The sequence below is a fragment of the Candidatus Nomurabacteria bacterium genome (genome assembly GCA_023898605.1).
GTDB lineage: Bacteria > Patescibacteriota > Minisyncoccia > Phycocordibacterales > UBA9973 > HK-STAS-PATE-34.
The window spans coordinates 72807-97272 of sequence record CP060230.1; the positions used below are offsets into that span (position 1 = coordinate 72807).

Annotated in this window: 23 protein-coding genes and 4 tRNA genes; 20 read left to right on the forward strand and 7 right to left on the reverse strand. The window is 37.2% G+C overall.

Annotated features, from left to right (window positions below):
* Positions 1–664: 664 nt before the first annotated feature.
* The gene (locus H6791_00330; GenBank protein ID USN94867.1) at positions 665–862 is read right to left on the reverse strand and encodes a hypothetical protein; all 198 of its coding nucleotides are present in this window, start codon (positions 860–862) and stop codon (positions 665–667) included.
* Positions 863–1107: 245 nt separating this feature from the next.
* Between H6791_00330 and H6791_00335 the strand changes: the two genes are divergently transcribed.
* The 13 genes from H6791_00335 to H6791_00395 all read left to right on the forward strand — a co-directional run bounded on the left by H6791_00335 (position 1108) and on the right by H6791_00395 (position 13051).
* Positions 1108–4296: a class I tRNA ligase family protein gene (locus H6791_00335; protein USN94868.1), complete on the forward strand. Its 3189-nt coding sequence runs from the start codon at positions 1108–1110 to the stop codon at positions 4294–4296.
* A 37-nt stretch (positions 4297–4333) separates the two neighbouring features.
* Positions 4334–6610, forward strand: a complete 2277-nt coding sequence (locus H6791_00340) for a hypothetical protein (GenBank protein USN94869.1) — start codon at positions 4334–4336, stop codon at positions 6608–6610.
* A gap of 3 nt (positions 6611–6613) precedes the next feature.
* A complete protein-coding gene (locus H6791_00345; GenBank protein USN94870.1) occupies positions 6614–8302 on the forward strand; it encodes a murein biosynthesis integral membrane protein MurJ in 1689 nt (562 codons plus the stop codon).
* 45 nt (positions 8303–8347) lie between these two features.
* Entirely contained in the window at positions 8348–10141 is a 1794-nt protein-coding gene (gene lepA / locus H6791_00350; protein USN95130.1) for an elongation factor 4, read from the forward strand.
* Between the two features lie 245 nt (positions 10142–10386).
* On the forward strand, positions 10387–10662 hold the full coding sequence (locus H6791_00355) for a hypothetical protein (GenBank protein ID USN94871.1): 276 nt from the start codon (positions 10387–10389) through the stop codon (positions 10660–10662).
* Between the two features lie 90 nt (positions 10663–10752).
* Positions 10753–10986 (forward strand): glutaredoxin family protein, encoded by a 234-nt coding sequence (locus H6791_00360; GenBank protein USN94872.1) that lies wholly within the window; start codon positions 10753–10755, stop codon positions 10984–10986.
* A 191-nt stretch (positions 10987–11177) separates the two neighbouring features.
* A tRNA-Arg gene (locus tag H6791_00365) sits at positions 11178–11249 on the forward strand.
* A 171-nt stretch (positions 11250–11420) separates the two neighbouring features.
* The gene (locus tag H6791_00370) at positions 11421–11753 is read left to right on the forward strand and encodes a hypothetical protein (GenBank protein ID USN94873.1); all 333 of its coding nucleotides are present in this window, start codon (positions 11421–11423) and stop codon (positions 11751–11753) included.
* A gap of 86 nt (positions 11754–11839) precedes the next feature.
* Positions 11840–12100, forward strand: a complete 261-nt coding sequence (locus tag H6791_00375) for a GIY-YIG nuclease family protein (GenBank protein USN94874.1) — start codon at positions 11840–11842, stop codon at positions 12098–12100.
* Positions 12101–12129: 29 nt separating this feature from the next.
* Positions 12130–12203 (forward strand) — tRNA-Phe (locus H6791_00380).
* 25 nt (positions 12204–12228) lie between these two features.
* Positions 12229–12349, forward strand: a tRNA-Phe gene (locus H6791_00385).
* A 37-nt stretch (positions 12350–12386) separates the two neighbouring features.
* Entirely contained in the window at positions 12387–12464 is a 78-nt protein-coding gene (locus H6791_00390) for a GIY-YIG nuclease family protein (protein USN95131.1), read from the forward strand.
* Between the two features lie 62 nt (positions 12465–12526).
* On the forward strand, positions 12527–13051 hold the full coding sequence (locus H6791_00395) for a hypothetical protein (GenBank protein USN94875.1): 525 nt from the start codon (positions 12527–12529) through the stop codon (positions 13049–13051).
* A 106-nt stretch (positions 13052–13157) separates the two neighbouring features.
* On the opposite strand, the gene H6791_00400 is transcribed toward H6791_00395, so the two are convergent.
* The 3 genes from H6791_00400 to H6791_00410 are packed head-to-tail and all read right to left on the reverse strand — an operon-like array spanning position 13158 to position 16593.
* Complete coding sequence (locus tag H6791_00400) at positions 13158–13688, reverse strand: Hsp20/alpha crystallin family protein (protein ID USN94876.1); 531 nt, start codon at positions 13686–13688, stop codon at positions 13158–13160.
* A 5-nt stretch (positions 13689–13693) separates the two neighbouring features.
* The gene (locus tag H6791_00405; GenBank protein USN94877.1) at positions 13694–14422 is read right to left on the reverse strand and encodes a PrsW family intramembrane metalloprotease; all 729 of its coding nucleotides are present in this window, start codon (positions 14420–14422) and stop codon (positions 13694–13696) included.
* Complete coding sequence (locus H6791_00410; GenBank protein ID USN94878.1) at positions 14404–16593, reverse strand: valine--tRNA ligase; 2190 nt, start codon at positions 16591–16593, stop codon at positions 14404–14406. Before H6791_00410 ends, H6791_00405 begins: the two co-directional genes overlap by 19 nt.
* A gap of 333 nt (positions 16594–16926) precedes the next feature.
* Here H6791_00410 and H6791_00415 point away from each other — a divergent pair, with 333 nt between their 5' ends.
* Entirely contained in the window at positions 16927–17523 is a 597-nt protein-coding gene (locus H6791_00415; protein ID USN94879.1) for a hypothetical protein, read from the forward strand.
* Positions 17524–17567: 44 nt separating this feature from the next.
* Here H6791_00415 and tsaD read toward each other — a convergent pair whose 3' ends face one another.
* Positions 17568–18722, reverse strand: coding sequence for a tRNA (adenosine(37)-N6)-threonylcarbamoyltransferase complex transferase subunit TsaD (gene tsaD, locus H6791_00420; protein USN94880.1), 1155 nt, complete (start codon positions 18720–18722; stop codon positions 17568–17570).
* A gap of 49 nt (positions 18723–18771) precedes the next feature.
* Between tsaD and H6791_00425 the strand changes: the two genes are divergently transcribed.
* On the forward strand, positions 18772–19737 hold the full coding sequence (locus H6791_00425) for a serine hydrolase (GenBank protein USN94881.1): 966 nt from the start codon (positions 18772–18774) through the stop codon (positions 19735–19737).
* 406 nt (positions 19738–20143) lie between these two features.
* Positions 20144–20656: a hypothetical protein gene (locus tag H6791_00430; GenBank protein ID USN94882.1), complete on the forward strand. Its 513-nt coding sequence runs from the start codon at positions 20144–20146 to the stop codon at positions 20654–20656.
* A 203-nt stretch (positions 20657–20859) separates the two neighbouring features.
* Here H6791_00430 and H6791_00435 read toward each other — a convergent pair whose 3' ends face one another.
* Together H6791_00435 and H6791_00440 are read right to left on the reverse strand one after the other, a co-directional pair.
* Positions 20860–21129, reverse strand: a complete 270-nt coding sequence (locus tag H6791_00435; protein ID USN94883.1) for a GIY-YIG nuclease family protein — start codon at positions 21127–21129, stop codon at positions 20860–20862.
* Between the two features lies 1 nt (position 21130).
* Positions 21131–21203: transfer RNA gene (locus H6791_00440), tRNA-Val, on the reverse strand.
* A gap of 508 nt (positions 21204–21711) precedes the next feature.
* Here H6791_00440 and H6791_00445 point away from each other — a divergent pair.
* The 4 genes from H6791_00445 to H6791_00460 all read left to right on the forward strand — a co-directional run bounded on the left by H6791_00445 (position 21712) and on the right by H6791_00460 (position 24272).
* Positions 21712–22380, forward strand: a complete 669-nt coding sequence (locus tag H6791_00445) for a hypothetical protein (protein ID USN94884.1) — start codon at positions 21712–21714, stop codon at positions 22378–22380.
* 236 nt (positions 22381–22616) lie between these two features.
* Positions 22617–22994 (forward strand): hypothetical protein, encoded by a 378-nt coding sequence (locus H6791_00450; protein USN94885.1) that lies wholly within the window; start codon positions 22617–22619, stop codon positions 22992–22994.
* 86 nt (positions 22995–23080) lie between these two features.
* Positions 23081–23641, forward strand: a complete 561-nt coding sequence (locus tag H6791_00455) for a hypothetical protein (protein ID USN94886.1) — start codon at positions 23081–23083, stop codon at positions 23639–23641.
* 79 nt (positions 23642–23720) lie between these two features.
* On the forward strand, positions 23721–24272 hold the full coding sequence (locus H6791_00460; protein USN94887.1) for a hypothetical protein: 552 nt from the start codon (positions 23721–23723) through the stop codon (positions 24270–24272).
* Positions 24273–24466 lie beyond the last annotated feature (194 nt).

Consider the following 24466-nt stretch of genomic DNA (forward strand, 5'->3'; position numbering starts at 1 on the left):
TGTATTTGTTTTGTTTTTTTGATATAATGGAAATACATGCAAAAGTACGTAAAATATTCTCTTAAATTAGCATATAGTTTTGTTTTGTCAGTCGTATTTTCTTTTTGTTTATCTGCAAGTATACCTATGATCTTTGGTGACAATTTAAGAGATTTTTTTGATTTTCAGGATAAACCATATGGATATGTAGGATTGTTTCTGCTTACTATATCTAGTATTTTATTTTTTGTGTTATACGAAAAAAATAATAGTATCTTTAGGTCATTTGAAAGAATAACAATACTTCTTATTTATTTTGTCATTTTATCCTCATTTTTTACAGCGAGTGTGCAATATTAAATATATGAAAACTATAGAAAAGATATACAAATTTATATACTCAGTCTTTCTTTCTCTACCAATTATTTTACTTATAAATGTAACTTTTATTCTTTTTTTTAAGAGAGCCTCTTTTTTTCATAGTTTTGCCACTATTGGCATAGCTATAGTTCTCTCTATACCTTTTACATTTTTGATATTCAGATCAGTTTTAAGAGAGCGAAGATTTATTTTGGTTGTAGAAAGGTCTATTATAGTTTTAGTATTCTTTTTTATTGCATTTATTTTTTCAAGATTAATTTTCTAGACAAAAATTAATCTTTGTTTTATATAAATCAGTATCTCTTTACTCTTCAAAAATTCGGGGGATTTTTACTACAATTGATAGACATGGATCATCGAAATTATGGATAAGAAATGGCGGAGACGCTCTCCCTTCACTTCTTTTGACAACGATACTCATATCATCATTTTTTTCAGGGATGAAAATCGTTGCCCCAGTCGGACAGGTATAGCATTTCTGCTTTTTGTTTTTTTCTGACATAAGAAAGATCCAATTTAGTTATCACCATATTACATCATATAAACTATAGTGTCAAGTTGTAATATTTATCGAAAAATATACGTTTTTTTGCTATAATCGAGGGACAATGGAGGGGAAATATGACCATAAAAACATAGAAAAAAATGGCCCTCCTTCGCTTCTTCTTCGCCAAGTCTACGAAGAACAAGGCAAGGCTACGGCGGGCGCACAGATATATGCACTAAGGTGAAATATTTAATTTAAGTATGAATAACTATGATCACAAAGGAATAGAACGTAAGTGGCAAGAGAGGTGGGAGAAAGACGGTATTTATACTGTTTCGGACAAGGAAGAAAACAAAGATAATTTCTATACTCTAGTAGAATTTACATATCCATCTGGAGATTTGCATGTTGGCCACTGGTACGCGTTTGCAGTGCCAGATATTTTCGCACGATATAAAAGGATGCAAGGATACAACTCACTTTATCCTATGGGATTTGATGCGTTTGGACTACCAGCAGAAAATGCAGCGATAAAACTAGGCGCAGATCCAAAGGTTTGGACATATGAGCAGATGGACAAGATGCGTGGGCAATTCAAAACAATGGGAGCAAGTTTCGACTGGGATAGAGAGGTAGTTTCTTGCGACCCGAATTATTACAAATGGACACAGTGGATGTTCAACCAATTTCTAAAAAATGATTTGGTTTATCGCGATACTACCAAGGTAAACTGGTGTCCCAAAGACAAGACAGTTCTTGCCAATGAACAAGTTGTAGACGGCAAATGCGAGCGATGTGGAAGTGAAGTAGAGCAGAAGAACCAGGATCAGTGGATGATTCGTATTACAAAATATGCCGATAGATTGATAGACGATCTGGATATTCTAGATTGGCCAGATGCGATAAAAGATGCACAAAAAGCATGGATAGGAAGAAGCGAAGGAAGTGAGATAAGTTTTTCTCTAAATTATGAAAAAGAAAAAGTAAAAAATGAATATTTCAAGTTTAGACCAGAACTTGTTGAATTAATTGAAAAAGGTTTGAAGACAGCAACCTTTAGAATGGAAGCTAAAAATGTTTCTGTTGGCGATATTGTTAGTTTGATTAATTGGTCAGATGGCAAAGAAAGTAATCAAAAAGAGTTTGATAAAGCTAAAATAATAAAAGTCTCGGAACATAAATTAGGAGATTTGCCACTTGATTATCCTGGTCACGAAAAAGATTCTTCAGTAGAAAAAAGACTTGCAAGGTATCAAGAATACTATGGCGACCACATAACAAACGATTCAACTGTTTATATATATGAATTTCTTCCTCTTTCAATTCGTGTTTTCACCACTCGCGCAGACACACTATTTGGCGTGACATATGTTGTACTTGCTCCAGAACACCCACTAGTAAATAAACTTCTTGATCAAGTAGAGAACAAAGAAGAAGTAGAAAAGTATATAGAAGAAACAAAGAAAAAGTCAGAACTAGAAAGACAAATTGGTTCAAAAGATCCTTCGACTGGCTCAGGACTAGGAAAAACTGGCGTAGAATTAAAAGGTATAACTGCAATAAACCCAGCAAATGGTGAAGAAGTGCCAGTTTGGATTGCAGACTATGTGCTTGCTGGGTATGGTACAGGTGCTGTTATGGCGGTACCTGCTCACGATGAGCGAGATTTTGAATTTGCAAAGAAATATGGATTAGATTCTAAAATAGTTATTGTGAATTCGACCGGAGAGTGTACAGACGATGCTATTTCAAGAAATGTTGTTAAATCTTTTATAGAAAAGGACGGAAATGTATATTTAGTAAGAGATATAGGTCCAAGCGGAAAGTCTTACTGGTCACTTCCTGGTGGTGGATATGAAGATGCAGAAGACGATATCTCTGCACTTACAAGAGAAATCATGGAAGAAACTCCATTTCGAAATATAAAAATTGGACAATTCATAGGGGCATCAAGACATTGCTATGATTTCAAAGCTATAAAAAATTCACGTTTAACAAAAATATTTTACGCAAGTTATGATATTGAGAATAAAAATTCAAACCCTCAAGTTCCTGGAAACTGGTTTCCAAAAGATGAGGCAATAAGGATGCTTTTGGAAGATGGAATAATAATAGAAGGAAACATACTAAGTAACTACTTTGAAGGAAAAATTAATACAGATAATGGAATTTTGATAAATTCTGGAAATTTTAATGAAATAACTTCAGAAGAAGCTAAGAAAAAAATCACAGAATTTGTTGGAGGAAAAATGGTAAAGACTTACAGACTTCGTGACTGGGGAATAAGCCGCCAGAGATATTGGGGTTGTCCTATACCTATAGTTTACGATCCGGAAGGAAAAGCTCACGCGATCCCAGACGAACATTTGCCATGGATATTGCCGACAGATGTAGATCATACTCCAGACGGAACACCACCTCTTGCAAGAAGCAAAGAGCTTTTTGAACGAACAGAAAAAATATTTGGCGAAGGTTGGAAGCCAGAAGTAGAAACAATGGATACATTTGTAGATTCTTCTTGGTATTTCTATAGATACTTAGATAACAAAAACGAAAAAGAATTTGCATCGATAGATAGTATGGATGCATGGATGCCGATAGATATGTACATGGGAGGAGCAGAGCATACAACTATGCACTTACTATATTCACGATTCTGGACAAAAGCTCTTTATGATCTCGGACTAGTAAAAGATAACGAGGCATATAAGATGAGACGAAACAGAGGGCTTATACTTGGTCCAGATGGAAACAAGATGAGTAAATCAAAAGGAAACGTCATAAATCCAGACGAAGTTGTAGATAGGCTTGGTGCAGATACGGTGCGATTGTACCTTTGTTTTATGGGGCCATACGGAGTGACTGTAAACTATCCGTGGGATCCAAACGGGGTTGTAGGTGTGAGAAGATTTCTAGAAAGAGTTTGGAAATTGAAAGAAAAAATAGATCCAGAGAAAAAAGTTTGTCGTACAGACCCACTTGTACACAAAACAATCAAAGGCGTCACGAGTGACATGGAAGAGTTCAAGTTTAACACTGCTATATCCAAGATGATGATACTATCCAACGCTTTGGAAGGAGAGGATAAGATAGTAGAAGCTTCTTATAAAGCCCTGCTTCGTCTTCTTTCACCATTTGCACCACACATAACAGAAGAGTTATGGCAATCTTTTGGACATTCTTCGTCAGGCTCAGAACAAGGAACAGAAAGTATCCACCTTTCTTCTTGGCCAGAATACGATGAGAGCATGACAAAAGACGAGACCGTTATGATTGGTATTCAGATTAACGGCAAGGTTCGTGGTGAAGTAGAGGTTGGAGACGAAGATACAGAAGAATCAGTGAGAGAGAAGGTTATGTCTATAGACAAGATAAAACCATGGTTAGAAGGAAAAGAAATCAAGAAATTTATCTACGTAAGCAAGAAGATTGTTAACATTGTCGTATGACAAAAGAGTTAGTTTTGTTTATACTTTAGTTTAGATTATGCTAAAAAAAATCTCTAGAAAAATAACGAGAGGAGATAGACTGCTATTTTTGTTCTTGTCTTTGGGTATGTTTTTGTCTATGACATTTTTCTTACCCGACACTTCTCTTATAGATTCTGCTTCAAAAGGTTTTTTCTACTCACTATTTGCATTGGTTATATTTATAGCAACTGTCTCACTTGTTTTATTTAGAAACAGATTTTCCTTTTCTAGCAGGCCGTTTCTTTATAGTGTTATTTTATTGGTTGTACCACTATCGTTACTTTTGTTTTTGACAAACTCTTTTTCTAGATCTTTTTTGGGAAGCGATTTTAGTCCAAACACGTATATATTTCTTTTTTCTAGTATTGTATATATTTCTTCAGCGCCATTTTTTGTAAATTCAGAAAGGAGGATAACGACACTACTATTTTTGCCACTCATTGTCTTTCTTATTGCAGCTAGCCTTTCTTTCTTGCAGGTTTCTGGAGTAGATATATTTTCTGGTGAGTTTATAAATCCTGTAGGTTCATGGGCGGCACTTTCTGTATTGGCTGGACTTATGTTTGTGTTTGTTATGGTTTCGCTCGAGTTTTTCAAACTAAACAAAACAGAAAAAGTTTTATCTTATATATTGGCAATTTTGTCACTACTTATTTTTACCCTTGTTAGAAACGAGGCGATACTTGTAGCTGTGGGACTTACTTCACTATCGGTTATCTCTCTCAAGACACTTCTTCCTGGACACAGAGAAGCTAGAGCGCCATTTTACGCGTTCTTTTCGATCATACTTGTAGCACTACTTCTTTTCGTGGGCGGATACTTCAGTAATTTCTTGGGGAACACTTTTGGACTTTCTTTTGTAGATATAAGACCATCTTTTAGTTCAACTACTTCTGTCATAAAAAGTAGTTGGGGTGGTGAGGGATTCCTTGTCGGTTCTGGTATAAACAGCTTCTCTAATTCTTGGAATTTGTATAGACCAGAAGCAGTTATTTCTTCCGATATTGCGTTCTCGAGTTTTTCAAATGGTTTTGGTTATATAATGACTCTTTTTGGAGAACTTGGTCTTATTGTCGGAGTTGCTTTGACGATATTTTTGATTCATGGATTAATCATGGCTTGTCGAGTTTCTATGATGGTGGTTAGTGACAAGAGTGAAAATAGAAAAAATATCTTTTTGATTCTTCCACCTATCATGATGCTTTATAGTTTTGCAATACTACTACTTTATTCTGGTTCTGTACCAACGGTTGCTTTGTTTGTTTTGAGCTACGCACTTGTACTTGCGTCACAGAGATTCCTTGGCATCGGAAAAACTTTTAGAATAGATATTTCCAAGGATCCAAGACTTGCATTTGTTTCTATGATTTTTGGCATATTCCTTTCTATATTTGCAGTCTTTTCTATAGCAGGTGTTTCTTCTCGGATGACTGGAAACTTCTTTTATCAAAAAGCTATAAATAGTGCTAGGGCAGGGAACCTAGATTCATACTACTTATTTACAGACAAGGCATCGAGATCGAATCCCGCAGATTTTGCCCTTATAGAGAGAGCAAGAGCAGAAATTTCTATACTCGGTAGAGCGCAAGCTGACGGAACACAGATAGACGAAAATCGTGCTAGTAATATTTTCTCTAGTGCAGAGAGTTATGCTCTTCGGGCAATAGAGTATGACGCAAGAAACGCAGACAATTGGGCGTTCCTAGGCAACTTATACAAAAACTTTATTTCAAAAGACAACGAACAGTTTTACCAAAACTCTATAGTCGCCTTTGACAAAGCTCTAGAGTTCCGACCAAACGATCCGTCTATATATCTTTTCGAAGGAGAAGCTGCTCTTAGAAAAGATGATGTGGCTCTTGCAAGATCTATGGGAGAAAAAGCACTTTCTATAAAAAACAATTATGGAGATGCATTTGTTTTCTTGATATCACTAGAAAGTAGTATAGAGAACTACAAAGATGCTGTTAGACTTGCTGAAGCAATGGTGGAGAATATACCGAGCATAACTTCTTTCCAGATTTTGGGAGAAGTATATGATTTGTCTGGTGACAAAACAAAAGCTAGGAGTGCATACGAAACAGCATACTTGCTTTCTGGTAGAAGCTTTGAGCTTTCAAATGTCCTTGCTAGCTTTTATTCAAAATATGGTATAAATGATGGTCTAGATATGCTTATAAGTGACGAGAATTCACTGAGAGGAAATATAGACTATATAAACTATCTTCTTGGTCTCAAGAGTAAGCCTGTCGTAGAAGAGACTTCTCCAGAAGAAGAATCTTCCGAAGAGTAATTTATGGTTGAGAGGATTGTACACGTACTTAGCAAAGAATTTAGTACCACTAGTAAGGCAGCACTTATACTGGGTCTTTTTTCTTTTTTGTCACAAATTTTTGGTCTTGTTCGAGACAAACTACTCGCTTTCTATATAGGACCCTCTGAAACGCTCGACATATACTACGCTGCATTTAGAATGCCAGATCTTCTTTTTGTAACGATGGCGTCTATTACTTCTGTTACGATACTTCTTCCTTTTCTGGTAGAGATGAGAGGTGATACAAAAGGCGTTGGTAATTCTAGAAAACTCATAAACAGTGTTACAACAACTTTTTTCTTTATAATGACGATTTCTATTGCGATCGTCTTTTTGTTTGCTCCACTTATTTCAAAGGCTTTGGTTCCAGGTTTCGATGAAGAAGCAAGAGAGTTGTACGTAACCATAACTAGGATCATGCTGTTTTCTCCACTGTTTCTAGGTATTTCAAACTTGTTTGGTTCTATAACGCAGATGTTCAACAAGTTTATGCCTTATGCTCTGGCCCCAGTTTTTTATAACCTAGGTATAATTGTCGGAGTATTTTTGTATGTACCTATGGGCATAGAAGGTCTAGCACTCGGAGTTGTTATAGGATCACTTATGCATGCCTTTGTTCAGCTTCCAGTTGTTTTCAAGTATAAAGCTGTACCCAAAATAACTTTCGATATTGACTGGCCACTCGTTAGGAGGGTTGGTAAGGTTACGATACCTAGAACTTTGGCTCTTTCTCTAAACAACGTTTCTCTTATTGTTATCGTTTTGTTTGCTTCTAAACTAAGCGAGGGTTCTATCTCTATCTACAACTTTTCTATGCACATACAAGCTGTACCACTCGGAATAATAGGTATATCGTATGCTGTTGCAACTTTCCCGATTCTGACAAAATCTTTCCAAGATAAAAAGATAGATGAATTTTTGAGTAGCATTGTTTCTTCTATGAGACAGGTTGTTTTCTGGTCTATTCCGATAGCGGTTCTTTTCATCGTTCTGCGAGCTCAGATTGTTAGAGTCATACTTGGATCAGGACAGTTCGATTGGGGCGATACGAGACTAACTGCTGCGTCGTTTGCACTTTTTGCAGTTTCTATTGTTTCTCAAAGTGCGATTGTTCTACTTGTACGAGGTTTTTATGCTGCATCAAATACAAAAATCCCTCTTGTTATAAATCTCATATCTTCTACGATTATAGTTGTTCTCGTTCCAGTTCTTCTTCAGTTTTATCATGTGTATCCATACTTCCGAGAATTTATAGAAGTAACTCTCAAGGTCAAAGATGTTCCGGGCGGTGAAGTTCTGATGCTGCCTATGGCTTACTCTATAGGTACGATACTAAATAGTGTTCTTCTTTGGATGTTCTTCAAAAAGAAATATATGAAAGGTTTGAGATATTCGTTTAATCGAACACTTGTACACTCTGTTTCGTCTGCTTTGTTTGGAGGTATATTTGCTTATATGTTCCTCATGGTTTCTTCTTCTTTGTTTGAGATAGATCGATTCTATGAAATATTTATACAAGGATTCCTTTCTGGGGTTATCGGTATAATCGCAACCGCTACATCTCTCCAGATTCTAAAAAACGAAGAATACTTCCATATCATGAAGTCTATAAAGAGCAAACTAAACGTCAAAAAACAACTAGTATTCTACGATACAGAAGAGTTAAATTAGTTTTCAAAAAAGGCTTTTTCTGGTAGTATCGACTTGTTTATGGATATAAATAACATAAGAAATTTCTCTATAATAGCCCACATAGATCACGGTAAATCCACTCTGGCAGACCGGTTTCTTGAAGTTACTGGTACTGTAGAAAAAAGAAAGATGAAAGACCAGGTTCTAGATTCGATGGAACTAGAAAGAGAGAGGGGAATCACGATCAAGATGCAGCCAGCCAGGATGGAATACAAACTTGGCAAAGATAAATACATTCTCAATCTTATAGACACTCCTGGACACATAGACTTCTCATATGAGGTTTCTAGGGCTATGAAGGCTGTAGAGGGTGCGATATTACTCGTAGACTCCACTCAGGGCGTTCAGGCGCAAACTATGACCACTCTAGAGATGGCCAAGAAGGCTGGGCTTGTTATAATCCCAGCTATTTCCAAGGTTGATTCGCCACTTTCTAGACCAGAAGAGGTTTCTTCTGAAATTGCAAAACTTCTAGATTGCGATCCAAAAGAGGTTATGAAGGTTTCTGGTAAAACTGGTGAGGGCGTAGAAGATCTTCTAAGAAAGATAGTCGATACAGTACCAGCTCCTAAAAAGAGCGATACAGATATGCTCCAATCTCTAGTTTTTGATTTTAGTTACTCTAGTCACAGGGGTATCGTTGTATACATGAGAGTTTTCAGCGGTTCGGTCAAAAAGGGCGATACGCTTACATTTCTTGCTTCAAACGAGTCTTTTATCGTAAATGAAGTTGGAGTAACAAAACCAGAAGAACTACCTGTTTCTTCACTAGGTTCAGGAGAAATAGGTTATATAGTCACTGGTATCAAAAAACCAAAGATCGCATCAGTTGGAGACACGCTTACACTAACAAAACAAAAAGCAAAACCACTTTCTGGTTACGAAAAACCAAACCCTGTTGTTTGGGCATCTATTTTTCCGGAGAGCCAAGATGATTTTACAATACTAAGACAAGCTCTAGAGAGACTACAACTTTCTGATTCTTCACTTACTTTCGAAGAAGAATCTTCTGGAGTTTTGGGTAGAGGTTTTAGAATAGGTGTTTTGGGTATGCTTCACCTTGAAATAGTAACAGAAAGACTAAAGCGAGAGTTCAAGCTCGATCTTGTTATCACGACTCCGTCTATAACTTATAACGTTATCAAGAAAAACGGTGAAAGCGAGATAGTTTATTCTCCTCACAAATTTCCAGATGACGGTTCTGTCAAAGAAGTTCATGAGCCTTGGGCTGATATCGTTATAATCTCTCCAGACAAATATCTGGGAACTATCTCGAGTCTACTTTTTGAACACGAAGGAGATATAACTCACACCGAAACCATGAGCGGTGGAAACGCCAAACTTTCTGTTTCTATGCCACTAAGAGAGCTTATGAGAAACTTTTTCGACAAACTAAAAAGCGCGACTCAGGGCTACGCCTCTATATCTTATGAAATAGTTGGAGACCTGCCTGCAGACGTTGTGAGACTAGACATACTTATAAACGAAGACGTTGTTCCTGCTTTTTCTTCGGTTGTTTCTAGAAGAAGAGCATACGAAGAAGCCGAAGAAGCTGTAGAGACACTAGAGAAAATTCTTCCAAGACAACAAGTTGCCATAAAGATACAAGGTAGAGCTTTGGGTAGAATAGTTGCTTCTAGGAAGCTTTCAGCTTTCAGAAAGGACGTTACTCAGCACATGTATGGTGGAGATATCACTCGAAAAATGAAACTTAGAGAAAAACAGAAGAAAGGTAAGAAGAAAATGCAGGAAGGTGCAAAGGTAAACATACCTCACGACGTTTTCCTGAAGATGATGAGAAGGGGAGGAGATAAGTAGATTTATCCTCTCAAGCTAGGCATAAATAGCATTATCATAGAAATTATGACAAGAATGCTTATTATTCCCCAAATTCTTATTATTATTTTTCTGTGCTTTTGTTTAAACATAGTCTTTTATGATATAGTTTTCTATATAAGAAGATTACCAGTCTAATGAAAAAATATCAAGAATCAAAAAAGGGTAGCTTTTGGGGATCGAAGGTCTGTTTTTTTCTCCTTTGTTTTTTTTGTTTTTTTATATTTTTGGGAGTTTTTAGGAGCTTGGAGAGTTATAAAATAGCAAAAGGTAAGTATATACAAGCAGTTCAAGAAAACGAGCTTGTAAACAAGTCCAAAGATAAAATAGAAGACTCTATAATCTCTTTTGATAGCCCTCTCGAAAAAGAAAGAATAATAAGAGAAAATTATAATGTTTCTAGAGATGGTGAAGGAGTTATAGTGGTAGTAGATAAAGAAGAAGAAGTAGAAGAAAAGACTACTTTTGGATTTATAAAAAACCTGTTCTCCAAAGAAGATTAGATAAACTTGACAGAGGTGATATAATATAAGAGTAAAGATAAAAGTATCTTGTTTATAAGTATTAAGTAGCATGGCTAGGCTTGTAACAAAATGAAATCAGTAACTATATATTCAACACCGTCATGTCACTTTTGTCATATGGCAAAAGAATTTTTAGGAGAAAAAAACATCGAATTTACAGATTACGATGTATCTTCTGATGCAGCAAAAAGACAAGAAATGGTTGAAATGACTGGACAACTTGGTGTACCTGTAATCAAGATAGGAGATGACATAATGGTTGGATTCCATCAGGGGAAAATCGAAGAACTTCTAGGGCTTTAAAAAACTTATAAATTAATGTAGAATCAGAAAACCGGTTTATGCCGGTTTTTTGATTGAGAGAAACGCCCCCGTAGCCCCGACGCTATGGTCGGGGTCCATACAACTTCACTCGTCGGGATTAAATGGACCCCAGTTGTAGAGCAAAGCTCACAACGGGGCACAGTAGAACAGTTCCGCGCGCCCCGTATCATGTCTCCGTAGTTAAATGGATATAACAGCTCCGTCCTAAGGAGTAGTTGTGGGTTCGATTCCTGCCGGAGACACAAATTGTTAGAGACATTGATATCGGGGGGGGTTCTACTTTGTCCTTCGAAACTTTAGTGAAGAAGGAAGGAATAGTTCTGGGCTTGCCCTGTCTGAAATAGGCGGGGTGAAATTCCTGGCGGGGGCACAAAATCTATCTACTAAACTTTATTTTTGATATAATTTAATGGATGGAAATAGACAATAATAAAAAAATTGATGAGATCTTGGAGCTTTTGGAGGAGAATAACAAAATGCTTAGACACATAAGAGGCTCACAGAGAAGATCTCAGATTTTTAGGTTGCTTTATATTGTGGTTATCATAGCTCTTACAGCCGGTGCTTACTACTATATAAATCCATATATAAGTCAGGTTATGGACGCCTATTCTGGAATTCAAGATACTCTGGGCGGTATAGGTGAAATACCATCCAACATTTCCAATACAAATCAAGAGGCTGGAAATTTGTTAAAAGGCGGAAATTTTGATATAAATTCTTTACTAGAAGGACTAGGGCAGTAGCCCTTTCTTTCTTAGATGCTCAGGTAGCCCCGACGCTATGGTCGGGGTCCCGTACTTCTACAAAGTAGAACGTCGGGGCTCAGAATATGGCGTGGGTGTATATATTAAAAACTAAATCTGGTAAGTTTTATATTGGTAGCACTATCAATTTAGAGCAAAGATTAAAACACCATAAAGGTGGGAATACTCCTTCGACATATAGGTTGAAGTTTGATAGTCTTTTATTGTCTCAAGAATATGATACTTTGAAAGATGCCAGGAGTGTTGAATCAAAATTGAAAAAACTCAAACGAAAAGATTATTTACAAAAAATTGTTGAAGATGGTTTTATTAAAATAAAACCCTAACGTTGAAAATAAAAATTTGTTTACAAAGTGCTCGGGTAGCTCAGTTGGTTAGAGCACTCGCCTGAAGAGCGAGGTGTCGGCAGTTCGAGTCTGCCCCCGAGCACTTTGTAAATAAGATTAGATGTGTATGCTCAGTACCGACGTCCCGACATGTGGTCGTCGGGAGCACGGAGAGCCGACAGAATCGTCGGCTTTGGTTAGAGCACTCGCCTGAAGAGCGAGGTGTCGGCAGTTCGAGTCTGCCCCCGAGCACAAGATATAACCTAGTCAATTCTAATTTTAAAAAATGGTACACTACACTTACATTTTAAAAAGCTTAAAGGATGGCAAGTATTATATAGGGTCAACCTCCGATTTGGGCTAGCTTCACCCCAAAGATGTTCTTGACATAAAAGTATTATTATACTATAATGTTAGAGATAGTTTATGATCTTTAACTTAAAATACTTTATCATGTCGAATAATAATGAAACAGTTGAAAACCCTACCACTTCTGTAGATAAAGTGGTAATTTCAATCTCTAAACGATCGATCTGGTCATTTATTGGACTGCTTGTGGTAGCTGGCTTCAGCTATCTCCAATGGATAGGCTATTTATTGCCAACCTTTAAGCAGATATTTATTTTGATTGAGGAAGCAGATGCTTCAATTTTAAGCGTAAGCCAAATAGGGTTGATGTGGGTGCCCGTAATATCGTACGCCCTAGTGGCGTTAAATATCTGTCTTTTTTTTAATATATTTAAGGAATTAAAGAAAGAGAAAGGTCTCATTGCGGGTCTCATTGTGGGTCTCATTTGGGGTCTTTGGGGTCTCATTGCGGGTCTCATTGCGGGTCTCACTGCGGGTCTCATTGTGGGTCTCATTTGGGGTCTCACTTGGGGTCTCACTTGGGGTCTCACTGCGGGTCTCATTATGGGTCTCATTATGGGTCTCAAAAATGAGTACTCATGAAAATACAAAAGAGCTTGTCTTGGATGAGCTCTTTTTTAATTTTTATAAATTAATATTCGAATATCAAAGACATAACAAAACCACCCGTATATGGGTGGTTTTTTATTTATAGTGATTTTACCTTGATAGTTGTTTGTTTGTCTTTGTCTATCTTTGGAAGTCTTATTGTTAGAAGTCCGTGTTTTTCTATCGCTTCGGCTCTTTCTGGTTCGATTTCTTGTGGGAGAATTATAGTTCTAGAGAATGCACCCCAATATAGTTCCTTTGTGAAATAATCTTGTTCTGGTATGGCACGATTTTCTTCTCTTCGTCCTTTTATAACAATTGAGTCTCTAGTTATGCTTATACCCAAGTCTTCTGGCCTCACTCCAGCCACCATTGTTTGTACTATTATTTCTCCTGGTGTTTGGTATACGTCTACAGTTAGTTGACCCTCTTCTTCTTGCCACGCGTCTTCTTCTTCTACCACAATTTGAGATTGTGGGCTTTGGGATTTAACCTTGAGTGTTCTTACGTCTTTTTGTGCTAGAGGTTTTTCTTCTTCCTGTGCGAACACATCATCGTCTTCCATCAAGTCTTCGTCAAAGCGAATACTTCCTGTCAGTCTTTCGAAGAGAGATTTTCTTTTTTTTATCATAATAATTAATTTATTGTCGGCTGAATGTTTTCTTTGTAATAAATAGCGTCAGATATTCTTCTAAGTCTTTCGAAGAATAGCATACTAACAATTGCGAGAACCCATAGAACGCCATAAAGTCTCCAGAATTGTTCTCCTGTATCATTAATTATAAGGAAATTAAACGTTCCGTGCAATAAAATTGCCACCATAATCCCCACAATACTATAAAAGACTCTGACTATTTTTAGATATCTAAACCCTAGTCCCATGCCTATACCTATTGCTGCACTCGATATAGTGTGCAGGATTGATGCACCCAAGAATCTGAGTCCGCCTGTAAGAAGACTAACTGTAGTGTCTTGTGTTGTTATCGGATCAAACAAGAACATAGAGTTTTCTAGCGCAGAAAATCCAAGAGCAATCGTTATAAAATAGATAGGGAAGTCTATAGGTTCGTCTGCCTTGCCACTAGGCAAGATTATTATTATGAACATCAAGAATTTTAGGATTTCTTCTGATGCTGCAGCAAGTCCGACAAATGTTTTGTCGTCGATAGAAATACTGCTCAAAAACTCCTGTATAGGCAAGACAAGTGGTACAGCTATCATTCCTCCTAGGAATGCCAAAAACAAAAGACCTTTTGGTTCGGGTCTTTTGTCATCTTCTTTGAGCCAAAACCATAGCCAGACTAGAGCTGGAATGATTCCACTTGCTATAGCAACCAATATATTGTTTATGCTTTGATACTCCATTTCTCTACCATAAGAGGACTATCGTGTCCCAAGAGTGACCATATTTCTTCTGTTACAAATGGCATGAATGGATGAAGCGCTTTGATCTGTTCTTTTAGTAGATACAGAAGCGTATATTTTGCAGAGTCATTCATGTCTTTTTTACACTCTTCTATTATGATATCAGCAAATCTGTGCCAGAAGAAGTGGTAAAGCTTCTCGCCGACTAGGTATAACTTGTATTCTGTCATTTCTTTTGTAATTTCTTCCAAAAGTTTTTGCCACTCGTCTATATATTCTTGGTGAGAAGGATCTAGTTTTGGAGTAATAGAAGTATCGAAGTCAGAAGTATTTTCTAAAACAAATCTTGTAGCGTTCCATATCTTGTTACCAAACTTTTTGTAAGCTTTGATTTTTTCTTCGCTCAAGTTGTTGTCTCCTCCTGGTCCTATGCCAACGATTAGACCCATACGTAGCGCGTCAGCACCGTAGTCTTTTATAACATCTACTGGGTCTAGTGTGTTTCCTAGAGATTTACTCATCTTTCTTCCTTGTTTGTCACGAACGAGCCCGTGTAGATATACGTTCTTGAACGGTATTTCTCCTATTAGGTATTTTGTCATAAGAACCATTCTTGCAACCCAGAAAAAAATTATGTCATAACCAGTTTCGAGAACAGTTGTTGGGTGGTATATGCTATCTTTCGAATTCGCGAGCCATTTCTTGAGATCTATATCATAAACTTCTTTGTCTAGAAGCGTAGAGAATGTCCAAAGACCGGAAGAAAACCAAGTGTCTAGTGTATCTTCGTCTTGTACCCAGCCGTCTCCAGGAGAAGTTTTTGAAACTTCTATTTTTCCGTCTTTGTGCCAAGCTGGAACTCTGTGCCCATACCATATTTGTCTAGAGATATTCCAGTCACGCAAGTTTTCTATCCAGTTTGTATAAACTCTCTCATATCTTTCTGGCATTATGTTTATTTCGCTCTCTTTTACAACATCTAACATTAGATCTTTGAGACTTTTTCCTGTTTCGTTTTTCTTGTTTACATCAACCCACCATTGCATTTTAGGTAGTGGTTCTATAATCCCGCCAGTACGTTCTGCTGTTGCAACGCTTTGCACAACCTCTTCTTCATTTATTAGAAGGTTTTCTTTTCGTAGCCACTCAACAACAGCTTCTCGCGCTGCTTCAACTTTTGTATCTTTTACTCCTTCCATACCAACTGTCATCTTGGCGTATTCGTTTATAACTTGTTTCATTGGTAGGTTGTGTCTTTCCGCGATTTCCCAGTCTGTTTGACTATGCGCTGGAGTAACACCAAGAGCGCCAACTCCAAACTCTGGATCGACTTCTTCGTCGGCAATTATTTTTACAGTTACAGTTTCGCCTGCAAACTCGAAAGAATATTCTTTGCCTACGTATTCTTTATATCTAGCATCATCTGGGTGTACAGCAACTGCAGTATCTCCAAGTTTTGTTTCTGGTCTTGTTGTTGCTATAGGGAAGGGGAAGTCGTTAGAGTATTTGAAAGTGTACATTTTACTTTTTCTTTCTTCTCTAACTATTTCGTCATCGGAAATAGTCGTTTGACCTTTTGGATCCCAGTTTACTATTCTTTCTTTTCTGTATATAAGTCCGTCGTCATACATCTTTTTAAACGCAGAGAAGACAGCTTCATGTCTTGTTTCGTCTAGTGTGTAAGCTTCTCGTGACCAGTCGAGTGATGCACCCATCTTTATACATTGAGAAATGATAGTGTCGTGAGAGTCCTGTGCGAACTTCTCAACTCTTTTCAAGAATTCTTCACGTCCCAAATCTTGTTTTCTAATTTTTTCTTTTGCCAACTCTTTTTCTACTTTTGACTGTGTTGCTATGGCTGCATGATCTGTTCCTGGTATCCAAAGTGTCCTGAGTCCTCGCATTCTAGCGAAACGAACCATTATGTCTTCTATTGCGAGCATAGAAGCGTGTCCTGTGTGCAGTGTTCCTGTTACGTTTGGAGGAGGGAGAACAATAGAGAAAATCTCGGCGTCTTTGTCTGTAAAACCTTTTTCTATACAAATATCTGGATTAAAAAGTCCGCTTTTTTGCCACATATCATATATGCGATCTTCTGTGTCTATGTGGTCGTATGGAGACAAGAATTTCTCCGGTATGCTTGTCCCGTTAGATTTTTCATTTGAATTCATAATTTTCTCTTTATTTTAAGATCGAAAGCCTATATTTGTCTCATAAAAATAAAACAAAATCTGTTCGGGATTTCTCTCTGACATGAAAAAAATATAGCATTTTATAGCCTTTTTTTCCAGGAATCATTACTATAGATTGAGTATTGACTAGATACAATAATTATTATATAATAATATTACCTCTAAAGATTGAGGTTATATGGCAATGACAATGTCATTAATGGCGCTGATGCAAGGTTATAGAGACCAATCCGTCTTTGTTTGTTGTGGCGTTTACAACAAACTAGTCGATACCTTTCAAGGAAGGGAGACGATAAATAGCAGTTCTTTATTATGAAAAATATCATTGTTGGTCTTTTCTTGGTGATCGTATGTGTTTGGATTACTTACGTAATTTCATTCATTTGGTTCTTCGATAAATACAAGGAAACCAAAGATCCTGGTTACCCGTTTGTCTTTTTTACACTTATTGTTTTGTTGGGTTTTGCCCATGTTGAGCTTTACACTGGCATTCAAAAGCGTTTTGCTGATATTGCAAACAAAGCAACAAACACAAACAAGCATCAACCTAAGAAAAGGAAAACCTTGCGGGATTATCTGCGAGAAACCAGTTTCACTTTTGATCTGGAAGATGAAAATCGATTGATTTCAAAAAATAATCCAGGCCTTGTTATAAGGGTTAGTAAGGGACATTCAATTGACGATGTGAATATTTACACAAATCGTCCACATGAATTAAATGAGGAAGATGAGATTTGTGTGACAAACCAGATTCTTTTCATCCGTAATTTTTTTTACCATATGGGAAGTCACGAAATCAATATCTACAAAAGTCCAGCGGCTAAGTGGGAAGATTTCTCTCAGGAACTGATTGAAACAATCTTTAATCTGTATGAAGGAAAGTATCAGGTTGAAGAACACGAAGCTTAAAGTTCTTTACCATGCGCGGCAAGTAATTACTTGCCGCGCATTTTTTATCCTTCGATTCGGAGATTTCCTTCGGCACGGATTTCATCCACCGGTATACTTTGACCGAAATAAAACGAAGCTATCGCAACCATGAGAGCGTTGTCTCCAGACAGATCACTTCTCGGATAGAATATTTTTGTATCAGATAGTTCTTTTATGAGTCTTTCTTTTAGGTAAGAGTTAGCAGCTACTCCACCACCAACAACAAGCATGTTTGATCCAAACTCTTTCATGGCATCCACAGTTTTCTTTACTAGTACATCTACAGCTGCATCTTCGAACGCTCTCGCTACTTCAGACTTGTCCATGTCATCTTGGTTTTTCTCGACATAGTATCTAACTGCTGTCTTGAGTCCAGAAAAAGAAAAATCATAACTTTTTTCGTGCATCATAGGTCGTGGAAAGCCAATTTCTTCTTTTTCGTGTATCTTTCTATGCTTGTCGGCTATTTTAGATATTTCTGGTCCGCCAGGATATGGGAGTCCGAGCATTCTTGCTACTTTGTCAAAAGCTTCACCTACAGCGTCGTCTTTGGTTTCGCCAAGTATTTTGTACATGCCCCAGCCATCTACTTTTACAAGTTCTGAGTGTCCTCCGGAAACTAGTAGTGATATAAATGGAAACATATCTTCTCTTATTGTGAAGTTTTTGTTTCCGTCTTCTGCAAATACAGAAAATATATGACCTTCCATGTGGTTTATAGGTATAAGAGGTATATCCCACAACACTGATAGTGCTTTTGCAAAGTTTATACCAACCCACAATGTCGGCTCTAGTCCTGGTCCTCTTGTAACCGCTAGCTGATCTACTCCCTTGATATCGTATTTTTTTGCAAAGACTAGTAGATCTTCGTATAGTCCAGTTTCTCTTTCTAGTATTTCTTTGGCTTTTTCTAATCTTGTTTTGTCTACTTCTCCAGACTTTTCTTGTATCATTCCTGCTTCACGAAGTGCGAGTTCTAGTATGGGAACGAGTGCTTTGGCGTGTTCTCTTTTTGCGACAGCAGGGAAAACACCACCGTATTTGGCGTGGATCTGCGCTTGTGATGCTATGCAATTAGAAAGTATCTCGAAGTGTGTTTCTTCGTCGCTATCTTTTTGTGTACTAAGTATCGCTATGGCTGTTTCGTCACAAGATGTTTCTATCCCCAAAATTTTCATGTCTATATATTATACAAGATTTTTGTTTGATGCGTGTTATATTGTTGTTATGTTTTCAGAAGACGAAGAAAAAAGTGAAAAATTAACAAAGATTTTAGATCAAAATGGTTTTACCAAAAAGGAAATCGGTATAGCCATTATTGACTTGAAAGAACCTGAGCCAAAGATTTTTGGGTATAATTTTGAGCACTTTATATATCCTGCCTCTGTTTACAAAGTCTTTATTGGCGCGGAAGCATTGCGTAGAATTGAGTCCGGTGATTTTTCACTAGAGCAAGTTATTGAAGTAAAGTATCCAAATGATGTAGATAAAGATGCAAAGATTTTTCCAGGAGATAACAGAAATCTTTTAAAATCTGGCGATAGAGTAACTATAGATTATTTGCTTGATCTTATGTTTACTCGTAGCGACAATACAGCATCCAATTGTCTTATAGATTTAGTGGAAAGAGAAAGTATAACTAAAAATATAATATACAAATATAACTGGCAGGGAAGTGAAGTAACAAGAAAGTTTTTGGATAGAACAAAAGAAGATAAACCATATAGATATTCGGATACTACTATGACATGCGCAAGACATGTTGCAGAATTTTTTTACCTTGTTGAAAAAGAAGAACTTGTGTCCCCGTGGGTGTCTAAAAATTTAAAAGAATATATGCTCCGATGGAATACTGGGGGGAGAAAGGGTTTATCATTATCTGATTATATTTCTTATTATAGAAAGGGTGGATATTTGGAAAACAATTTGTATCTTCCGTTTTATCGTGAATATTACAAAAAGGCAGGCTTTGCGCTAGACTATGCAGCTATCGGTGTATTTAGACTCATAAAAACAATTGTCACAAAAGGTTGGGCATTTATACGTTGGGTAAACGATGCAGGAGTAGTAACAGGAAAAAATTCACACTATGTTATATCTTTCTTTTCAGTAAACAAACAAATAAATCCTTACAAAAAATTTAATTCAGAAAAATTAGCGAAACTCATATTTGAGTTTATGGAAAATAGATAATTTTTTGGTATCTTTATACTACCACACTCGAACATTTTTCCGAAAGAAATGAATACTTTTTGTTCAGGTTTAAAAATGCAAGCAAGCGCTGCTTTTCCGATTCGCGAAATACTTTTCATTTTTAAAAGAATTTTACCGCAACGTGCGATGCCGAGATGATTTGTTTTCTTTTGACATTCTGCGAGTTTCTCCGTTCTCGTTATATCTACTAATTCAAGTAGGAAGTAGATTAACCTAGGAGCAGTATAGCATAACTGCTTGACAAAACCAAATGCTTATGCTATGATATTGGTAATTCTTTAAAAAATATTGATTTTTAGGGTTTATTTTGAAAGTTATCAGAACTGCCAGAAACTTGGCTTGTCTGATAACTTTCAAAATTCATAAAAAATTAAAAATCAATAAAATGGAAAAATCAAAGAAAGGCTCTCGTGCTATGAGTACTGCTGCAATTTTCGCAATCATTATTTCTGTCGTTGGCTCTTTAATTTTAAGAGTTAATACAGAAAATATGGTAATGGATGTTTTACTCGGACTTTTTGTCTTTGGAAAATTTGCCATGACCATGATGTTTACCCAAGGGTGGAAAGTGTTCAACCACAAAACAATTCTCGGAATGCCACGCCTTTTGTTTGTTTTTTATATCATTGTTGGAACTCTTTTGGTTTCAATTTTTGTAACAAGCAGACAATTCGGTCCTGACTTAGCTTCTTCTGCAAAAAACATTCTCGGTTTCGTAATTTCAGCTTCGGCTGGATTGATCGGAACTTTGTATATGTGGTATGCCGGAGTTAATGAATGGATGGCAGGTGGTAGTGAATATGATGCACGGATGCAATTCAAAAGTAAAGGTGATTCAGATGAAGTAACCGAGGAAAAAGTTATTAAACTGAAAAACCTTGGCGTTATTCCATCTTAATATCTTTGCCAGAAAAAATTCGAGCTTCACTAATTTTTTAGTGAAGCTCTTTTGTTTTTCTATTTGCCCGCCCCGCCAAAAAACAAATTCGTCCGCTTTATTTATTTTGAAAACAGGTTCCATTTTGGTGGGCGATACAGGACTCGAACCTGTGGCCTTTTCAACGTCATCCCGCCTATTTAGGACGGGATAAAATGAACGCTCTAGTTCACCCCGCCTATTTCAGGCGGGGCAAGCTGAGCTAATTTTTCTTTGTAATCTTTATTTTTCTTTTTTAGCCACTTTTCGTGTTTTCTGGCTAGCTCATAATTTTTATATTCTTTGGTGTAAACTAAAACATATGGTTTTAGTTTAGAGGAGGTTTTTAATTTACCACTATTGTGTTCTTTTAATCGCCTAGTTGGATTATCAGAAATACCCACATAAAAACTTTGGTTTATTTTACTTTTTATAAGATAAACAAAGCAAGACATGTGAGCGATAGAGGATTCGAACCTCTGACCTTTCCCACGTCAAGGGAACGCTCTACCGACTGAGCTAATCGCTCGCTCAAATAAAATTACTACAGTACAAATTGTATCAATAAAAAATAAAATATGCTCTACTTCACCCCGCCTATTTCAGGCGGGGCAAGCTGAGCTAATCGCTCGCTCAAATAAAATTACTACAGTACAAATTGTATCAATAAAAAATAAAATATGCTCTACTTCACCCCGCCTATTTCAGGCGGGGCAAGCTGAGCTAATCGCTCGCTCAAATAAAATTACTACAGTACAAATTGTATCAATAAAAAATAAAATATGCTCTACTTCACCCCGCCTATTTCAGGCGGGGCAAGCTGAGCTAATCGCTCGCTCAAATAAAATTACTACAGTACAAATTGTATCAATAAAAAATAAAATATGCTCTACTTCACCCCGCCTATTTCAGGCGGGGCAAGCTGAGCTAATCGCCCTAGTGGGTTATAGAATATAACAATTGAGATCAAAAGTCGAATGGTTGCCTTGCCTTGGTTTGTGTTATAGTATCATCCTAAATAAATTTAAGTTTTTTATATGAGAAGAAGAGATATCAAAGCACCCGAAGGAAACAGAGTCCTTGTTTTTGCTTCTGGCTCCAAGGATGGAGGCGGTAGTGGTTTCGAGGCTATGGTTACTAGTCCCTACGGACTCAATGTTGTTGCCGTGGTTTCAAATCATGAAAACGGTGGAGTGAGACAAAGAGCTGATAGGTTGGGAGTACCTTTTATTTTTTTCGACGGACCTTTTACAGAAGAAGGTTACAATTCGATTTTAGAAAAAGTTGGAGAAGTTGATCTCATCTTTTTGTCTGGTTGGCTCAAGCTTGCAAAAGGTCTTGATCCGACAAAGACTCTGAACATACACCCTGGTCCACTTCCTCGTTTTGGAGGAAGGGGAATGTATGGGCACCATGTTCACGAGGCTGTGATGGAGGCATACAGGAAGTTCGAGATTGCAACTTCCGAAGTCAACATTCACTTTGTTACCGACGAGTATGATCGAGGTCCGGTTGTATTCAAAAAGCAGGTATCTATCTATCCGTTTTATACGGTTGATATGCTTGCAACTGAGGTCAACAAGGTGGAACATCAATTCCAGTCAGAAGTTGCGGCAGCATTTCTGATGGGAAAGATCAGCTGGAGTGGAAAAATGGAGGACTCTCCAACAACATTTCCAAATTATCTAGGAGTCGCCCCTATGTAGGGCGACTTTTTTATTTTTGACAAAAAAGGCAATATGGGTGTATATTCAGAAATGAATCAAACCCTCGCACCATGCAAAACCCAAACTTGATTATTCGGTACATTTTTCCATTGATTAATTCAAATGGAATTGACTCTAGTATTGGATTTTTGACCGACACAGAGATACAGGGTTGTAATATACACTTTGTATCCAATTTCTTCTGGAATGAATTTTATCCCACTAAGTATAGTGGAATGGAGATTCTAGAAGAGTGCATCAATCAGTCACTCATGGAAAATCCACGAGAAATTTTTTTGTTTCTTGTTCAGATGAAGCAGGCAGACAAACTGATTTCGCGTGAGAAAATACCCATGCCATGCATTCACCCCAAAGACATGATTCTCGGAAACACTGTTCTGGAAATTCAAAACATTTCAGAACTAAAAAAGATGAGAGGTGGAGTACCTGCTTCGATTTCGGATATACCTTATATCGAGGTTGGCTCAAAGAGGAGAGATCATGTCATCTATCCGTTTACCTTTGAGTTCGACATTGATCCAAAAGAAGTCGGAAGGCCATTTTTTGGAATCGACAGCGTCGAATTTCCAAACCACAAAAAACAGATATCTTAAATCACAAGCACCCCACGTCGGGGTGCTTTTCTTTGACAAGAAATATTATATGGGTGTATATTCAGAAATGAATAAAACCCTCAGTTATGAAAGAAACATATCTCATTTTGAGACAACTGTACTTTACCAGTATAGGAGAACCTTATATCTTCGTAAGCGAAGATGAACTTTTCCACGGAAGGAATTTTAACACCAGGGTTGAAGAAATTTATATTGTTTCTGAATACTTTTGGAAACAAAACCCTCATAAGTACTTTGGAATGGAAAAATTAGAATCTTTAATTTCTGAACGCGTTGAAGATCATAGGTCTGCACGTATTATTTTTTTCTTTATGGAGAAAAATTATCTTGATAAAATTATCAAGAGATCTTGTATTCCTATGCCAATGATTCCTCCCGGGTGTATTGCCTACGGTATTGATATTCGCCCCATGCTTTTTTATTCTATAGAAATCGATAAAAATCTTCGCATCGGACATATCGGAGACAAAGAAGCACCCATTGTGTGGACAGATGAGGAAAAACCAAGACCTTTGGTTGGATCAGTATTTTTCAATTATGATTCCATGTTAAAATATCCGGACGGCATAATACCTTTGTATATAGCTGGTCCAGGCTTCAATGACGCTCGCTTTAAGGTTATCTGAAATAGTGCACCCCGCGTCGGGGTGCTTTTCTTTTGACAAAATCTGATTTTTGATGTAATTTAACAAAAAATTGAAAACTATGGTTAAGAAATATTTATTTCCCAGGAACAGACTCGTTTTGACATTCAGGGGTTTAAGATTCACAATTGCTTTTGGATACGACAAAAACTGTTTTGGAGGGAAGAATAATATATTTTTTTCTTCTCTACTTTATTCTCAGGTCTATTTCTTTTTGGAGGTCCCCAATGACCTGGGCGGTATCGAAGCTTTTCATAGAATCCAGCCATCTTCTGGTAAAAAAGTGTATGCCGAAGGTGCTGGGGGACCGTTTTTCTACCCAAGTGAATTTTTTGATTTCATGGTTTCGGATATTTCTGAAGCAATTATGAATAATAAATCACAGCAAGCAGAAGAATGGAAAAGGTTTATGAATAGCATCGTCGTTATAACCGTTGGTCCCCAGAAAAATATCGTGGGTTTCTGGTTCGAGGATGATGTGATTCATGAGATTGGTGGAGCAGTTCTCACCAAAAGGTTCGAAGATCTCCAGCACGTGTTTGAATCTTTTCCAAGACGTATGGTTTTGGCTGCTGTAAAAAAAAGGGCGGGAAACAACAAAGGAAAAAGATAACTCAAAAAGCGCCACTTGGCGCTTTTTATTTTTGTGAAGTTTTGCCACCCTCCCGTTCGTGTGTGCGTAAAACCCCGCTCGTAAGGACGAGAGGGGGAGGTGCGAGCGGGGCTCCCTAAAAACAAAACCACTCATATTATAAGTGGTTTTGGAGCAAGGTATACTCATCTGTCGCTATCTAAGTTACCAGTTCT

Bases quoted from the DNA above. Each gene is read 5' to 3' on its own strand.
- tsaD (USN94880.1), bottom strand. From the start codon at position 18,722: ATGAAAATTTTGGGGATAGAAACATCTTGTGACGAAACAGCCATAGCG.
- H6791_00340 (USN94869.1), top strand. From the start codon at position 4,334: ATGCTAAAAAAAATCTCTAGAAAAATAACGAGAGGAGATAGACTGCTA.
- H6791_00360 (USN94872.1), top strand. From the start codon at position 10,753: ATGAAATCAGTAACTATATATTCAACACCGTCATGTCACTTTTGTCAT.
- H6791_00405 (USN94877.1), bottom strand. From the start codon at position 14,422: ATGGAGTATCAAAGCATAAACAATATATTGGTTGCTATAGCAAGTGGA.
- H6791_00375 (USN94874.1), top strand. From the start codon at position 11,840: ATGGCGTGGGTGTATATATTAAAAACTAAATCTGGTAAGTTTTATATT.
- H6791_00370 (USN94873.1), top strand. From the start codon at position 11,421: ATGGAAATAGACAATAATAAAAAAATTGATGAGATCTTGGAGCTTTTG.
- H6791_00410 (USN94878.1), bottom strand. From the start codon at position 16,593: ATGAATTCAAATGAAAAATCTAACGGGACAAGCATACCGGAGAAATTC.
- H6791_00450 (USN94885.1), top strand. From the start codon at position 22,617: ATGGAGATTCTAGAAGAGTGCATCAATCAGTCACTCATGGAAAATCCA.
- H6791_00330 (USN94867.1), bottom strand. From the start codon at position 862: ATGTCAGAAAAAAACAAAAAGCAGAAATGCTATACCTGTCCGACTGGG.
- H6791_00345 (USN94870.1), top strand. From the start codon at position 6,614: ATGGTTGAGAGGATTGTACACGTACTTAGCAAAGAATTTAGTACCACT.
- H6791_00425 (USN94881.1), top strand. From the start codon at position 18,772: ATGTTTTCAGAAGACGAAGAAAAAAGTGAAAAATTAACAAAGATTTTA.
- H6791_00335 (USN94868.1), top strand. From the start codon at position 1,108: ATGAATAACTATGATCACAAAGGAATAGAACGTAAGTGGCAAGAGAGG.
- H6791_00415 (USN94879.1), top strand. From the start codon at position 16,927: ATGAAAAATATCATTGTTGGTCTTTTCTTGGTGATCGTATGTGTTTGG.
- H6791_00430 (USN94882.1), top strand. From the start codon at position 20,144: ATGGAAAAATCAAAGAAAGGCTCTCGTGCTATGAGTACTGCTGCAATT.
- H6791_00445 (USN94884.1), top strand. From the start codon at position 21,712: ATGAGAAGAAGAGATATCAAAGCACCCGAAGGAAACAGAGTCCTTGTT.
- H6791_00460 (USN94887.1), top strand. From the start codon at position 23,721: ATGGTTAAGAAATATTTATTTCCCAGGAACAGACTCGTTTTGACATTC.
- H6791_00400 (USN94876.1), bottom strand. From the start codon at position 13,688: ATGATAAAAAAAAGAAAATCTCTCTTCGAAAGACTGACAGGAAGTATT.
- H6791_00455 (USN94886.1), top strand. From the start codon at position 23,081: ATGAAAGAAACATATCTCATTTTGAGACAACTGTACTTTACCAGTATA.
- H6791_00395 (USN94875.1), top strand. From the start codon at position 12,527: ATGATCTTTAACTTAAAATACTTTATCATGTCGAATAATAATGAAACA.
- H6791_00435 (USN94883.1), bottom strand. From the start codon at position 21,129: ATGTCTTGCTTTGTTTATCTTATAAAAAGTAAAATAAACCAAAGTTTT.
- H6791_00390 (USN95131.1), top strand. From the start codon at position 12,387: ATGGTACACTACACTTACATTTTAAAAAGCTTAAAGGATGGCAAGTAT.